Origin of the sequence: Micromonospora kangleipakensis, assembly GCF_004217615.1 — a bacterium.
Classification (GTDB): Bacteria; Actinomycetota; Actinomycetes; order Mycobacteriales; family Micromonosporaceae; genus Micromonospora; species Micromonospora kangleipakensis.
In genome coordinates, this window is the sequence record NZ_SHLD01000001.1 from 6,873,430 (window position 1) to 6,887,533 (window position 14,104).

At 72.6% G+C, this 14,104-nt stretch carries 14 protein-coding genes; 2 read left to right on the top strand and 12 right to left on the bottom strand.

Going from position 1 to position 14,104, the window contains the following annotated elements:
* Positions 1–2: 2 nt before the first annotated feature.
* The 8 genes from atpA to EV384_RS32755 all read right to left on the bottom strand — a co-directional run bounded on the left by atpA (position 3) and on the right by EV384_RS32755 (position 6,385).
* The gene (atpA, locus tag EV384_RS32720; protein ID WP_130339521.1) at positions 3–1,655 is read right to left on the bottom strand and encodes a F0F1 ATP synthase subunit alpha; all 1,653 of its coding nucleotides are present in this window, start codon (positions 1,653–1,655) and stop codon (positions 3–5) included.
* Between the two features lie 85 nt (positions 1,656–1,740).
* A complete protein-coding gene (locus EV384_RS32725) occupies positions 1,741–2,562 on the bottom strand; it encodes a F0F1 ATP synthase subunit delta (RefSeq protein WP_130339522.1) in 822 nt (273 codons plus the stop codon).
* Positions 2,562–3,101, bottom strand: a complete 540-nt coding sequence (locus tag EV384_RS32730; protein WP_130339523.1) for a F0F1 ATP synthase subunit B — start codon at positions 3,099–3,101, stop codon at positions 2,562–2,564. Before EV384_RS32730 ends, EV384_RS32725 begins: the two co-directional genes overlap by 1 nt.
* A gap of 29 nt (positions 3,102–3,130) precedes the next feature.
* Complete coding sequence (locus tag EV384_RS32735) at positions 3,131–3,361, bottom strand: ATP synthase F0 subunit C (RefSeq protein ID WP_130339524.1); 231 nt, start codon at positions 3,359–3,361, stop codon at positions 3,131–3,133.
* A 68-nt stretch (positions 3,362–3,429) separates the two neighbouring features.
* On the bottom strand, positions 3,430–4,227 hold the full coding sequence (gene atpB / locus EV384_RS32740; RefSeq protein ID WP_130339525.1) for a F0F1 ATP synthase subunit A: 798 nt from the start codon (positions 4,225–4,227) through the stop codon (positions 3,430–3,432).
* 11 nt (positions 4,228–4,238) lie between these two features.
* Positions 4,239–4,475, bottom strand: coding sequence for an AtpZ/AtpI family protein (locus tag EV384_RS32745; protein WP_109800244.1), 237 nt, complete (start codon positions 4,473–4,475; stop codon positions 4,239–4,241).
* A 196-nt stretch (positions 4,476–4,671) separates the two neighbouring features.
* Positions 4,672–5,103, bottom strand: a complete 432-nt coding sequence (locus tag EV384_RS32750) for a hypothetical protein (RefSeq protein WP_130339526.1) — start codon at positions 5,101–5,103, stop codon at positions 4,672–4,674.
* Positions 5,096–6,385 carry a serine hydroxymethyltransferase gene (locus EV384_RS32755; protein WP_130339527.1) on the bottom strand — a complete coding sequence of 430 codons (1,290 nt, stop codon included), beginning with the start codon at positions 6,383–6,385 and terminating at the stop codon, positions 5,096–5,098. Before EV384_RS32755 ends, EV384_RS32750 begins: the two co-directional genes overlap by 8 nt.
* A gap of 35 nt (positions 6,386–6,420) precedes the next feature.
* On the opposite strand from EV384_RS32755, the gene EV384_RS32760 reads away from it, so the two are divergent.
* Entirely contained in the window at positions 6,421–7,944 is a 1,524-nt protein-coding gene (locus EV384_RS32760; protein ID WP_242624399.1) for an SDR family oxidoreductase, read from the top strand.
* Positions 7,945–8,012: 68 nt separating this feature from the next.
* Here EV384_RS32760 and EV384_RS32765 read toward each other — a convergent pair whose 3' ends face one another.
* The 4 genes from EV384_RS32765 to prmC form a co-directional block, all read right to left on the bottom strand.
* Entirely contained in the window at positions 8,013–10,127 is a 2,115-nt protein-coding gene (locus EV384_RS32765; protein WP_130339528.1) for a transglycosylase domain-containing protein, read from the bottom strand.
* 148 nt (positions 10,128–10,275) lie between these two features.
* Complete coding sequence (locus EV384_RS32770) at positions 10,276–10,887, bottom strand: arsenate reductase/protein-tyrosine-phosphatase family protein (RefSeq protein ID WP_130339529.1); 612 nt, start codon at positions 10,885–10,887, stop codon at positions 10,276–10,278.
* A complete protein-coding gene (locus tag EV384_RS32775) occupies positions 10,888–11,532 on the bottom strand; it encodes an L-threonylcarbamoyladenylate synthase (protein ID WP_130340947.1) in 645 nt (214 codons plus the stop codon). It lies immediately after the preceding gene.
* Positions 11,532–12,479, bottom strand: a complete 948-nt coding sequence (gene prmC / locus EV384_RS32780) for a peptide chain release factor N(5)-glutamine methyltransferase (RefSeq protein WP_207232526.1) — start codon at positions 12,477–12,479, stop codon at positions 11,532–11,534. The genes EV384_RS32775 and prmC overlap by 1 nt, the downstream gene beginning before the upstream one ends.
* A 74-nt stretch (positions 12,480–12,553) precedes the next feature.
* Here prmC and EV384_RS32785 point away from each other — a divergent pair, with 74 nt between their 5' ends.
* Positions 12,554–14,104: a GGDEF domain-containing protein gene (locus EV384_RS32785; RefSeq protein WP_130339531.1), complete on the top strand. Its 1,551-nt coding sequence runs from the start codon at positions 12,554–12,556 to the stop codon at positions 14,102–14,104.

The following is a 14,104-nucleotide window of genomic DNA, read 5'->3' on the forward strand; positions in this document are numbered from 1 at the left end:
GATCAGCTCTCTACCGGGCGGTCGGTCTGGCCGTCGCGGAAGCGGGTCACCGACTCGCGGTTCTCCTCGCCCTCGAGCGGCTTGGCCGGCGCCTCGTTGATCCGCTGCTCGTCCTCCTTGCCCAGGAACATCTGCTTGAACTCGGTGATGGCCCGGTCCAGGGTGCCGATGATCTCGTCGTCCCACTTGTTGTCGGCGATCGCCGCGAGGGTGCCCTCGTGCTTGTGTCGCAGGTACTGCTGGAACTCCGACTCGAAGCGCTTGACCTCACCCACCGGGATGTCGTCCAGCTTGCCCTCGGTGCCGGCCCAGACCGAGACGACCTGGTCCTGCACCGGCATCGGCGAGTAGTTCGGCTGCTTGAGCAGCTCGACCAGGCGGGAACCGCGCTCCAGCTGGGCGCGGGAGGCCCTGTCCAGGTCGGAGGCGAAGGCGGCGAACGCCTCCAGCTCGCGGTACTGGGCCAGGTTGAGCCGCAGCGAACCGGCGACCTTCCGCATCGGCTTGACCTGTGCGGCGCCACCGACCCGGGAGACCGAGGTACCGACGTTGATGGCCGGCCGGACGCCCTGGTTGAACAGGTCGGTCTCGAGGAAGATCTGACCGTCGGTGATCGAGATGACGTTGGTCGGGATGAAGGCCGAGATGTCGTTGGCCTTCGTCTCGATGAGCGGCAGACCGGTCATCGAACCGCCGCCCAGCTCGTCGGAGAGCTTCGCGCAGCGCTCCAGCAGCCGGGAGTGCAGGTAGAAGACGTCACCCGGGTACGCCTCACGGCCCGGGGGGCGGCGCAGCAGCAGCGACACGGCGCGGTACGCCTCGGCCTGCTTGCTCAGGTCGTCGAAGACGATCAGGACGTGCTTGCCGCCGTACATCCAATGCTGCCCGATGGACGAGCCGGTGTAGGGGGCGAGGTACTTGAAGCCGGCCGGGTCCGACGCCGGGGAGGCGACGATGGTGGTGTACTCCATCGCGCCCGCCTCCTCCAGGATGCCCTTGATCGAGGCGATCGTGGAGGCCTTCTGGCCGATGGCGACGTAGATGCAGCGGACCTGCTGCTTCGGGTCGCCGGAGCGCCAGTTGTCGCGCTGGTTGAGGATGGTGTCCAGGGCGACCGTGGTCTTACCGGTCTTCCGGTCACCGATGATCAGCTGACGCTGGCCACGGCCGATCGGGGTCATCGCGTCGATCGCCTTGATACCGGTCTGCAGCGGCTCGCTGACCGACTGCCGGGACATCACGTTCGGGGCCTGGAGCTCCAGCTCGCGGAAGCCCTCGTTGGCGATGTCGCCGAGCCCGTCAATCGGCTGGCCGAGCGCGTCCACCACGCGGCCGAGGAAGGCGTCGCCAACCGGCACGGAGAGCACCCGGCCGGTGCGCTTGACGCGCTGCCCCTCCTCCAGCTTGGCGGAGTCACCGAGAACGACGACACCGATCTCCCGGACGTCGAGGTTCAGCGCCACGCCGAGCGTGCCGTCCTCGAACTCCAGGAGCTCGTTGGTCATGGTCGAGGGCAGGCCCTCGACGTGGGCGATGCCGTCGCCGGTGTCGGCGACGGTGCCGACCTCCTCGCGGGAGACGTCGGTCGAGTAGGAGGAGACGTAGCGCTCCAGGGCGCCGCGGATCTCCTCCGTCGAGATGGTCAGCTCGGCCATCCTCTGCTTCCTTAAGTATCAGGGGCCCGGGATACCTAGTACCGACCGGTCCGATGGCGTCGAATCAGGGCTGCGGAGACGCTGGTCAGCGCTTCGCGAGCGCGTTGCGGGTCTCGTTGAGGCGGCGCAGGACGGTGCCGTCGTACAGGTCGGCTCCGACCCGCACGCTCACCCCACCGAGCACCTGGGGGTCGACCGTCTGCTTGACGGAAACCTCTCGACCGTACATCTCGGCGAGGCGGGCACCCAGGCGTCGCTCCTCCTCGTCACTCAACGGAGCCGCCACGGTCACGTACGCGACCTGACGGTCCCGCCGGTCGGCGACCAGCTCGACCAGCCGGGTGAGCGCACCGGTGAAGGAGCGTCCCCCGAACCCGCCGAGGGCCACCTCGACGAGGCGGACGGTGACCGGGCGGGCCTGGCCGGCGAGCAGGTCGCGGGCCAGGGTGGCCCGCCGTTCGGTCGGGGCGACCGGGTCGGAGAGTGCGTTGGAGAGCGCCGACTGACCGGAGACGACCTGACCGAAGCGGAACAGCTCGTCCTCGACCTCGCCGAGGTCACCGGCCTTGTCGGCGCTGGCCAGCAGCGCCTCGACGCCGAGCCGCTCGGTGCCGTCGAGCAACTCCGACGGCGCCGACCAGCGACCGGAGACCAATGACGCGAGCAGGTCGAGCGCGTCCGCACCGATCTTGCCGCGCAGCATGTCGCCGAGCAGGCCGGAGCGGTCCGCACCGGAGCGGGCCGGGTCCGACAGCGCCCGGCGCAGCCGCGGCTCGCGCCGCAGCAGCGTGGCGACGGAGAGGATGTCGTCGGCGGTGGAGGCCACCGCCGACGGCTCCGCGCCGCGGGCGTACGCGTCGAGGCGCTCGGCCGCGACCTTGTACGACTCCCGGCTGGCGGCCTGCATCAGCGGGCCCCCGCGCTCTCGAGACCGCTCAGGAACCGGTCCACGGTGCCCTTGCGCCGCGCCTCGTCGGCGAGCGACTCGCCGACGATCTTGCTGGCCAGGTCCACCGCGATGGTGCCGACCTCGGTACGCAGCTCGCGCACGATGGTGGCCCGCTCGGCGTTGAGCTGCTCCTTGCCGGCCGCGATGATCCGGTCGGACTCCTCCCGCGCCTTGGCGAGGATGTCCTGACGGATGCCCTCGGCGTCGGCCCGGGCGTCGTCCCGGATCTTGGCGGCGTCGGTCCGCGCCTCGGCGAGCTGCGCCCGGTACTGCTCGAGCAGCTGGTTGGCCTCGGCCTGGGCGGCCTCGGCGCGCTTGATGCCGCCCTCGATCGCGTCGACCCGAGCCTGGAACGTCTGCTCCATGCGCGGGAACACGAACTTCATCAGCACGTAGCAGAGCACGATGAAGGCGATCCCACCGACCACGACCTCCTGCCAGAGCGGGATGATCGGGTTGTGGCTCGTCTCACCACCCTCAGCGGAGAGGAAGAACATGGGAAAACCTCCCGGTCAGAGGGGCTGGATCAGGCGCCGGCCCAGATGAAGCCGAAGGCGATGCCCAGCAGCGCGAGGGCCTCGATGACGGCGAAGCCGATCCAGACGTACGGCAGGGTCATCCGGGACGACTCCGGCTGGCGGGCGGTCGACTGGATGTAGGCCGAGAAGACCAGACCCACGCCGATGCCCGGGCCGATGGCCGCGAGACCGTAGCCGATGGCGGCGGTGCTGCCCTCTACCGCGGCGTAGATGTCCATTAGTGGGTTCCTCCTGGTTATCACGCGTGACGGTCACGCGGGACGACAACGGTTGGTGCGGAAGTGGATCAGTGTTCCTCGGCGAGCGCGCCCTGCACGTAGCTGGCGGTCAGCACAGTGAAGACGTAGGCCTGCAGGACGATCACCAGGAACTCGAGGAAGGTGAGCGCGATGGTCATCACCCAGGACAGCACCGAGACCGGTGCCAGCCAGGTGTTGGCGCTGAGCATCGCGAAGCCGCCGAGCGTGAAGACCAGCAGGAGCATGTGGCCGGCGAACATGTTCGCGAAAAGACGGACGGCCAGCGAGAACGGCCGGACCAGGAAGGTCGAGAAGAGCTCGATCGGGATCAGCAGCGGCAGGATGTACCAGGGCGCCGGCGGGATCAGCGAGTGCTTGAAGTACTTGACGAAGCCGTGGTGCCGGATGCCGATGTAGTTGAACAGCACGTAGCTGATCACGGCGAGGAAGGCCGGGAAGGCGATGTGCGAGTTCGGCGAGATCTGGAAGAACGGGATGATCGCGAACGCGTTCGTCAGCAGGACGAAGCAGAACAGCGTGGTGAAGTACGGCGCGAACCGCACCCCCGCGTGCCCGATCATGTCGACCGCGATGTTGTTCCGCACGAAGCCGTAGATCGACTCGGCGAACCACTGCTTCTTCGTCGGCACCAGCTGCGGATTCCGGTAGCTGGCCAGGAAGAAAATGATCAGGACGCCGACGGCGATCCAGACCATGGCCGTGATCTTGGTGAACCAGTACGAGTCATGCGCACCCCAGGGCAGGATGCTGGGCAGGTAGAAGTCCTCCACTTTGGGTGGGAATTCCGCCTGGCCCGCTGCCAGGACGTTCGCCTGTCCGAACACCGCGTCCCTTCCTAAGTAGGCGTGCCGAGTCGGCGGACGACCAGGATGATCCCCCCGGCCATGCCGAGCACGACGCCGATACCGGTGGCGATGCCGCCGGAGTCGAGCCACTGGTCGACCAGCCAGCCGATGAAACCCCAGACGAGCATGCCCCCGATGAGGTACGAGAGCGCGGTCCAACCCTGGCCGGCACCGGACGGAACGTCGCCTGTGCCGCCAGTGCTGGGGGGTTTCTGGTCACCGGCCATGACGGGGCGAACGATATCAGTCGAGTGGACGAGGCTGTGCCTCACCCCCCGCACAACCTTGTTGTGTGGGACACGGGCGGGCGAAGTCGTCTGGAGGCACGCTACTCCCCTCTCGCCACTGAGAGAATGACCGATCGCGGACACACCGGCGTGCCGTCCGAAAGCTGGGACGGCGCTGGTCTGCGCCCCGATCGGATCAGGGTCGGGGCCGGCGCGCGTACACAGTGGTCAGCCACCAGATGTGCACGCCGGTCCAGACCGCCACCCCGGCGGCGATGCCCAGGCAGAGCGGGATCAGGCCCGACCAGCCGGTCGACGCCACCCCGATCATCACCGCGCCGAGCAGGGTGAACTTCGCCGCGTAGAGACCCAGCCCGAACGGCAGCACCAGCTGCGGATCGCGGGCGTCGGCCCAGGCCAGCACGACGGTGGTGAGGGTGTAGCTGACCGCCGTCACGGCCACCCCGGCCGCCGCGCCCAACGCCGCGTCCGCCCCGCCGGTCACCCCGCCGACCACCGCGGCCAGCGCGCCCAGCACCGCCGAGGCGATCAGCAGCACCGGCAGGTGGCGCAGTCGCCAGCCCCGGTCCGCGGCCGCCTCCGCCGCGCGCGCCCCGGGCTCAGCCACGGGGGTACGCCGGGAAGGCGGCGACCAGCTCGGCCACCTCGGCGGCGATCCGGGTCAGCTCGTCGGCGCCCCCCGGACCGGCCGGGTCGGTGCGGACCGCGCGGGCGATCAGCGCCGCCACCTGCCGCATCTCCCCCTCGCGCATGCCCTGGGTGGTGACGCTCGGCGTGCCCACCCGGATGCCCGAGGCGACCATCGGCGGCTGCGGGTCGTACGGGATCGCGTTCTTGTTCAGCGTGACCGCCGCGGCGTCGCAGCGGGCCTCCGCCTCGGCGCCGGTCGCCCCGACCTCGCGCAGGTCGATCAGGGCGAGGTGGGTGTCGGTGCCGCCGGAGACCGGGCGCATCCCCTCGCCGGCCAGGCCGGCGGCGAGCGCCTGGGCGTTGCTGACCACCTGGGAGGCGTACGCCCGGAACTCCGGCTGGGCGGCCTCGCGCAGGGCGACCGCCTTGGCCGCGACGGCGTGCATCAGCGGGCCGCCCTGGGTGAACGGGAAGACCGCCCTGTCGATCCGCGGCGCCAGCGACTCCCGGCAGAGGATCATGCCGCCGCGCGGGCCGCGCAGCACCTTGTGGGTGGTGAAGCAGACGACGTCGGCGTACGGCACCGGCGACGGGACGGCCCGCCCGGCGACCAGCCCGATGAAGTGCGCCGCGTCCACCATCAGGTACGCGTCGACCTCGTCGGCGATCTCCCGGAACCGGGCGAAGTCGATCAGCCGGGGGTAGGCCGTGGCCCCGCAGATGATCATCTTCGGGCGGTGCGCCCGGGCGAGGTCGCGCACCTCGTCGTAGTCGATCAGCTCGGTGTCCGGCCGGACCGTGTAGCCGACGGTGTGGAACCACTTGCCGGAGAAGTTCACCCGGCTGCCGTGGGTGAGGTGCCCGCCGTGCGGCAGGCCCATCGCCAGCACCGTGTCCCCCGGCTGCACCAGCGCCGCGTACGCGGCCAGGTTGGCGCTGGCGCCGGAGTGCGGCTGGAGGTTGGCGTGCTCCGCGCCGAAGAGCTCCTTCGCCCGGGCGATGCCGATCTCCTCGGCCCGGTCCACCTCGGCGCAGCCGCCGTAGTAGCGCCGGCCCGGATAGCCCTCGGCGTACTTGTTGGTCAGCGTCGAGCCGAGCGCGGCGAGCACCGCCGGGGACGTCAGGTTCTCGCTGGCGATCAGCTGCAGGCCGCCGCGCAGCCGCTCCAGCTCGCCCAGCACCACCCCGGCGATCTCCGGGTCGACGGCGCTGAGCTGCTGGAAGTCCGGGCCCCAGAAGGTGTCCCTCGCGTTGTCCACAGCGAAGGAGTCTATGGGGCCGCAAACTGGAAGTCGTGAGGTGCCTCGTCACCGGAGCCACGGGTTACCTCGGCGGACGCCTCGCGCCCCGGCTGCTGGCGGAGGGGCACACCGTACGCTGCCTGGCCCGCAAGGCCGGCCGGCTGCGCGACGTGCCGTGGGCGTCCCGGACCGAGATCGCCGAAGGGGACCTGCGGAAGCCGGAGACACTGCCGGCCGCGTTCGAGGGCGTGGAGGTGGCGTACTACCTGGTGCACTCGCTCGGCCAGGCCGGCTTCGAGGCCGCCGACCGGGAGGCGGCGACCCACTTCGCCGAGGCGGCCCGCGCCGCCGGCGTACGGCGAATCGTGTACCTGGGCGGCCCGCAGCCCGCGGCGGACCGCGAGGTCCCGTCGCCGCACCTGCGGTCCCGGGCCGAGGTCGCGCGGATCCTGCTGGCCAGCGGGGTGCCCACGGCCGTGCTCCGGGCCGCGGTCATCATCGGGTCCGGGTCGGCCTCGTTCGAGATGCTGCGCTACCTGACCGAGCGGCTGCCCGCGATGATCACCCCGCGCTGGGTACGCAACCGGATCCAGCCGATCGCGGTCCGCGACGTGCTGCGCTACCTGGTCGGCTGCGCGGAGCTGCCGGCCGAGGTGAACCGGGCCTTCGACATCGGCGGCCCGGACGTGCTGACCTTCCAGGAGATGATGCAGCGGTACGCGCGGGTGGCCGGGCTGCGCCGGCGGGTCGTCCTGCCGGTGCGGCCGCTGACGCCGTCGCTCTCCTCGCACTGGGTCGGCCTGATCACCCCGGTGCCGAACGCCATCGCCCGGCCGCTGGTGGAGAGCCTCGTCCACGAGGCGGTCGCCCAGGAGCACGACATCGCCCGGTACGTCCCGGACCCACCCGGCGGACTGACCGGCTTCGACGAGGCGGTCGCGCTGGCCCTGGCGAAGGTGCGCGACGCCGCGGTGGAGACCCGCTGGTCGACCGCGAGCGGGCCGGACGCACCGGCCGAGCCGCTGCCCTCCGACCCGGAGTGGTCCGGCGGCACCGCGTACACCGACGTGCGGGAGCGGGCGGTGGACGCCCCGACGGCCGACCTCTGGCGGGTCATCGAGGGGGTCGGCGGCGAGCACGGCTGGTACTCGTTCCCGCTCGCCTGGTCCGTGCGGGGCTGGCTGGACCGGCTGATCGGCGGGGTGGGGCTGCGCCGGGGCCGGCGCGACCCGCACCGCCTCCAGGTCGGCGAGGCGCTGGACTTCTGGCGGGTCGAGGAGATCGTCCCCGGCGAGCTGCTCCGGCTGCGCGCCGAGATGCGGCTGCCCGGCCGGGCCTGGCTGGAGATGCGCGCCGAGCCGGCCGACGAGGGCCGCAGCCGGTACGTGCAGCGCGCCGTCTTCCTCCCCCGCGGCCTCCCCGGTCACCTCTACTGGGGCTCCGTCGCCCCGTTCCACGCGATCGTCTTCGGCGGCATGGCCCGCAACATCGCCCGCGGCGCCGAACACCCCCCACCTGGCCCCCCTGCCCCCTCCCCTCCCCACCCCCTCCCGCGATCTTGCAGTTGGGGCCCGTGATTCGCGCCTTCTGCCTCATTTGCCCGGGCACCAAGTGCAAGATCGGCGCGGGGAGGGGGGCAGGGGGGTCAGTTGCCGGTGCGGGGGGCGGTGATGCGGTAGGCGGTTGTTTTGCTGGGGGGTACGAAGTCGAGGACGGGCTGGTTGCGGAGGGCGTACGCGAGGGTCCGGCTCACGGCGGCGATCTGCCGGGCCTGCACGCCGCCGCCGACCGCGTCCCGGGGATCGTCCGGGTTCGCCGCGATGGTGGCGATCGCGAGCTGCGGGGTGAAGGCGACCACCGTCTCCGTCGCGTTCCGGTCCGAGCTGCCGGTCTTGCCGGCCAGCGGCCGGCGCAGCCCGGGCTGGAGCTCCTCGGCGGTGCCGCCGTCGCAGCGCCGGTACATCGACTGGTCGCCGACCGGGCAGCGGGCCGCGTCCGCCGCCGCCCGGGCCACCTCGGTGTCGAGCACCTGCCGGCAGTCCGGATCGCCGGCCGCCACCTTCCGGCCGGCGCTGTCGCTGATCGAGGTGACCGGCGTCGGCGCGCACCAGGCCCCCTCGGCCGCCACCGTGGCGTACGCGTTGGCCAGGTCGAGCGGGGTGGTGGCGGCGACGCCGAGGGTGAACGGTCCCCACTCCTTCGCGCCGTAGCGGGCCAGCGCGGCGTCCTCCTTGGCGCGCAGCACGATGCCGAGCCGCTCGGCCATCTCCACCACCCGGTCCGCGCCGACCTTCTCGGTCAGCCAGGCGAAGTAGGTGTTCACCGAGCGGCCGAAGGCGCTCCACATGGTGTGGTCGCCGTCCATCCACGTCCGGTTGGCGTTGCTCGGGCACCAGTAACCGCCACAGCTGGCCGAACCACCCCCGACCTTGTAGTGGGTGACGATCCGGCCCGGCGCGTCGAAGGTGGTGGTTAGCGGCAGCCCCGACTCCAGGGCGGCGAGCAGGGCGAAGAGCTTGAAGGTCGAGCCGGCCTGGTAGCCGACGATGCCACCGCCGCCGGCGACGAGCTGGTTGACGGTGTTCGGGTAGTTGCGCTGGCCGGTCGGGTTGGCCGCCACGCTGAAGTTCCGGTTCACCGCCATCGCCAGCACCCGGCCGCTGCCCGGTTGGACCACCGCGGTCGGCGCGGCCCGCTTGTTGTCGACGGCGTAGACCTGGAGCACCTGCTCGGTGGTCTTGCGCTGCACGTCCGGGTCGAGCGAGGAGACGATCCGGAAGCCGCCGCGGCGCAGCGTCCGCTGCCGCTCGTCGGCGGAGCCGCCGAAGGCCGGCTGGGCATTCCACCACTGGGTGAACCAGTCGCAGAAGAAGCCCCAGTCGTTGTGCTCCGCCGGTACGGCGGCGCAGTCGTTCGGCGTCGCGCTCGGTCGCAGGTCGAGCTGCTCGCCCTTGGCCCGGGCGGCGTCGGCGGCGGCGACCTGGCCGGTCTCCACCATCCGGTCCAGCACGTACGCCCGGCGGCCCAGCGCCGCGTCGGCGTCCCCGTTGATCGGGTCGTCGGTGTCCGGCGAGCGGACCAGCCCGGCGAGCAAGGCCGCCTGAGCCAGGGTCAGGTGCGCCGGGTCGGTGGAGAAGTAGCGCTTGCTGGCCGCCGCGATGCCGTACGCGCCGGCCCCGAAGTAGGCGATGTTCAGGTACCGGGTGAGGATCTGGTCCTTGTTCAGCTCCCGCTCCAGGGCCAGCGCGTAGCGCATCTCCCGGATCTTCCGACCGGCGGTGATCTCGGTGGCCCGGGACCGCTGCTCCTCGGTCAAGCGAGGGTCGCCGGCCAGCGCGTTGCGGACGTACTGCATGGTCAGCGTGGACCCGCCCTGCCGGGTCGTCCCGTCGCGCCGGTTGACGGTGAAGGCCCGGACCACGCCGCGGACGTCGACCCCGTGGTGCTGGTAGAACCGGACGTCCTCGGCGGCCACGATGGCCTGCCGCATCACCAGGGCCACCTCGCCCACCGGCACGTCCACCCGGTCCTCCACGTAGAAGGAGGTGATCAGGGTGCGGCCGTCGTTGGCGTACAGGTTGGACCGCTGCGCGGGCTGCGGCGTCCGCAGCGACTCGGGCAGTTCCGAGTAGGGCATGAGCCCCTTGAAGCCGAGCCCGAACACCAACGCGACCGGCAGCGCGGCCGCCGCCAGGGCCAGCCCGGTGAGCACACCGGCGAGCAGGACGGTGAACAACTTGTTGAGATGGGCCCGGTTCATCAGCTCTCCCCGCAGGAGCCGGCCATGTTCGGACCCGTTCAGGATGACCGGAAACGGCGCTTACACCATCATCTTCGCCGAAACGCGCAGGAATTTCGCGGAGAAGGAGGAAGGTGGACAGAAACCCCAACGCCGGGGCTCGGAGGGCTCAGGGCAGCAGCGCGCCGGCCAGCGGGTGGACCGTCTCCTCGATCTCGTCGGCGACCCGGCCGAAACACTGGTCGCCGCGACCCCACGGGTCGTCGAGGTCGTCGGCGGGCAGCGGTGAGGCCCCCTGCCGGGCCGCGTCGGCGGCGGCCACCAGGGCCACCCCGCGGGCGTACACGCCGTCCGGGGTGGCCTCCACCGGGGGCAGCCCGGCGGCGTCCACGGCGGCCAGCAGTCGGCCGAACTCGCCCAGCACGAAGGTGCGCGCCGCCGCGTCCGGCCGCAGCGCCACCACGTACTCGTGCTGGTCGGCGGTGGCGGTGAGGACCAGGTCGGCGGCGTCGATGAGGTCCGACCGGAGCTTGCGGGCGGCGAACCCGTCCACGTCACCGCCGCGCGACACCACCTGCCGGGCCGCCGGCGGATTCATCTCCTCGCCCGCGTGCCAGCCGCCGGTGCCCGCGCTGTGGCTGTGCAGCAGCTCGTCCGAGCGGGTCGGGTCGACCCCGAGCCGGCCCAGCCGCTCCCGCACGGCGAGCAGCAGCAGCCGTTCGGCCATCGGGGAACGGCAGATGTTGCCCATGCAGACGTGCAGGACGGTGAACGGCGGCACTCAGACCCCCCGCTCGTCGAGGATGTCCGGCACCACGTCGCGCAGCTTCTCCAGCGGTACGGCGCCCTGGCGCAGCACCCGGGGCACCTCGCCGGTCAGGTCGACGATGGTGCTCGGCACCGGGTCCGGGGCGGGCCCGGCCTCCAGGTAGGCGCGCACCGAGTAGCCGAGCTGGTCCCGCGCCTCCTCGGCGGTGACCGCGGCCGGCTGGCCCACCTTGTTGGCCGACGCCACCGCCATCGGGCCGGTCTCCCGCAGCACCTCCAGCGCCACCGGGTGCAGCGGCATCCGCACCGCCACCGTGCCGCTGGAGTCGCCCAGATCCCAGGCCAGGCTCGGCGAGTGCTCCACCACGATGGTCAGCGCGCCCGGCCAGAACGCCTCGACCAGCTCACGCGCCGAGCGGGGCAGCGAGAAGACCAGGCCGTCGAGGGTGTGCCGCGACCCGATCAGCACCGGCGGCGCCTGCCGCGCGCCGCCCTTGGCGTCCGCGAGCGCCTTCACCGCGTACGGGGTGAAGGCGTCGGCGCCGATCCCGTAGACGGTGTCGGTCGGCAGGACGACCAGTTCGCCGTTCTTGACCGCCTCGATGGCAGCGGCGATGCCGCGGTCCCGGTCGGCGGGTGACCGACAGTCGTAGAGCATCACGAGGAGTCAGTCTGCCACGCCGGGTCCCCGACGGCCTGCTGGCCGTCCGCCCGCCGGGACGCGGTGGCGAACCGGGGCCGGCCGACGAGGTCCCGGTGCTCCGCCACGGCGGCGAACCGGCCGTCCGCGGCGAGCAGTTCGGGCACCGCCGCGCCGTGCGTGTCGTCGTGCTCGATGCCGAGCACCCCGCCGGGGCGCAGCAGCTCGGCCGCGCGGCCGATCACCGGCCGGATCACCGCCAGCCCGTCCGCCCCGCCGAAGACCGCCTCGTCCGGGTCGTGCCCGGCCACCTCCGGCGGCACCGTCACCGAACGGGGCACGTACGGCGGGTTGCAGAGCAGCACGTCGACCCGGCCGACCAGCTCGGCCAGCAGCTCCGGGTCGGTGACGTCGGCGGCCACCACCTCGATCGGGCTGTCCCCCGCGGCGGCCCGGTCGGCGGCGTTGCGCCGCAGCCACGCCAGCGCCGCCGGGGACCGCTCCACCGCCACCACCCGGGCGTCCGGCAGCTCCTGGGCGACGGAGAGGGCGATCGCGCCGGAGCCGCTGCACAGGTCGACCACCAGCGGGGTGCTGCGCGGGCGCCCCTGCTCGACGCCCCAGCCGGCGAGCAGCTCGGTCTCCGGCCGGGGCACGAAGACGCCCGGGCCGACCGCCAGCTCCAGGTGCCGGAAGCCGGCGACGCCGGTGAGGTGCTGTAACGGCTCCCGGGCGACCCGCCGGCCGACCAGCGTGTCGAGGCGGGCGAGGTCGTCGGTGGTGAACCCGTCGGTCAGGGCCAGCCGGCGCCGGGGCACGCCCAGCACGTACGCGGCCAGCAGCTCGGCCTCCGCCCGGGGCGCCTCGACCCCCGCCTCGGCCAGCGCGCGGGCCGCCCGGGCGATCGCCAATGAGGGCCGCTCGCGTTCTGTCCCTTCGGACGGGTGTTGCGGGAGGGAGGTCACGACATAATCATGAAGCGTCGTGGGTCGCATCACGAGCGGGTGCGTCCGGACGCACACCGACAGGGAGGTTGCGGGTGGGCTGGCTCGACCGGGTCGACGACCAGGTTGACGCCCTCAGGCACGCCCGGGCGTTGCAGGAGGCGAGCCGCTCGGCGGAGGCCTGCGCCCTCCTCGACCGGATCATCCGCACGACCAGCGACCCGAACGCCCGCGCCGACGCCCTGGTGCAGCGCCTCTCCGCGCTGATCAATCTCGGTCGGACGGCGGAGTTCACCCGGGCCATCGAGGAGGCGTCCAGCGCCACCCGCGACCTGCCCGAGCCCTACCTGCGCGGGCACCTCAACGCGCTGGCCGCGCTGGCCGCGCACCACCAGGGGGCGCTGGACCGCTGCGTCACCCACCTGGTCAAGGCCTCCCGCTGGCTAGGCACCGTCGACGACCCGGACCGGGACACCGCCTGGGGCTGGCACGACCTGGCGATGGCCTACTCCTACCTCAGCTTCCACGGCCACGCCCTCGGGGCGATCGAGCGGGCCCGCCAGGTCGGGCTGGCCGCCGGCATCCCGGAGGAGACCTTCGCCGCCCCCGGCATCCGGCTGCGCAACGCGGTCGCGCTGGACCACAACGGGGACAGCGACGGCTGCCTGCGGGTGCTCCGGGACGTCGCCGGGGACCTCAACCGGTTCCTGCGCGCCGGGCGGGCCGGCAAGCTGCGGCCGAGCAGCCTGGCCGCGTACGGCTACGCGGCGGCCCGCCGGGCGGTGCTGGGCGATCGGCTGGAGTCCGACACGGACGCCGACCCCGCCCGGCTGCTCGGGCACGGCGGCGACAGCGCCCGGGCGCGGGACATGCGTCAGCTCGGCCAGGTCTGCCTCGCCGTCGCCGACGGACGGCCGATCGAGGCGGTGACCCGGCTGGAGGCCGCCCAGGTCTCAGCCGAGACGCTCGGCGCGGCCGAACCGGCCCGGCTGCGCAGCATCGCCCTGGCCCGGGCCGGCGACCACGCCGCCGCGCACTGCGCCGACCGGCACGCGTTCCGGCTGGCGGCGCAGCGCAACGACCGGCTGCGCGACGTCTACATCGACGGGATCGCCGCCCGGATCGACCACGAGGAGATGCGCCGGGAGGCGGCCCGGTACGAGGGCGAGGCGCTCACCGACCCGCTCACCGGGCTGCCCAACCGGCGCCGCCTCGAGCGGTACATCGGGGCGGTGGTGGACCGGGGCGAGCGGGTGGTGATCGGCGTCTGCGACCTGGACGGCTTCAAGGCGGTCAACACCCGGCACGGCCACCACTCGGGTGACCTCGTCCTCCAGCGGATCGCCGGGGTGATCAACCGGGTGATGCGGCGCGGTGACTTCGTCGCCCGCTACGGCGGCGACGAGTTCGTGGTGGTGCTGGCCGGAGCCGGGATGTCGGACGCCGCCGAGGTGGCCCGCCGGATCGACGCGGCGGTCCGCACCGAGGACTGGGAGTCCCTGGTGCCCGGCACTCCGGTCGGGGTGAGCATCGGCTTCGCCGAGGTGAGCGGCTCCGGCGCGAGCCTGCGGGAGGCCCTCGGCACGGCCTTCGAGTTGGCCGACCGGGAGATGCTCCGGGCCAAGTCCCGCCTCCGCGCCTCCTGA

What these genes read in the sequence shown, in the direction of transcription:
- atpA (WP_130339521.1), bottom strand. Translation starts at nt 1,655, where the DNA reads ATGGCCGAGCTGACCATCTCGACGGAGGAGATCCGCGGCGCCCTGGAG.
- EV384_RS32725 (WP_130339522.1), bottom strand. Translation starts at nt 2,562, where the DNA reads ATGCAGGCCGCCAGCCGGGAGTCGTACAAGGTCGCGGCCGAGCGCCTC.
- EV384_RS32730 (WP_130339523.1), bottom strand. Translation starts at nt 3,101, where the DNA reads ATGTTCTTCCTCTCCGCTGAGGGTGGTGAGACGAGCCACAACCCGATC.
- EV384_RS32735 (WP_130339524.1), bottom strand. Translation starts at nt 3,361, where the DNA reads ATGGACATCTACGCCGCGGTAGAGGGCAGCACCGCCGCCATCGGCTAC.
- EV384_RS32745 (WP_109800244.1), bottom strand. Translation starts at nt 4,475, where the DNA reads ATGGCCGGTGACCAGAAACCCCCCAGCACTGGCGGCACAGGCGACGTT.
- EV384_RS32765 (WP_130339528.1), bottom strand. Translation starts at nt 10,127, where the DNA reads ATGAACCGGGCCCATCTCAACAAGTTGTTCACCGTCCTGCTCGCCGGT.
- EV384_RS32775 (WP_130340947.1), bottom strand. Translation starts at nt 11,532, where the DNA reads ATGCTCTACGACTGTCGGTCACCCGCCGACCGGGACCGCGGCATCGCC.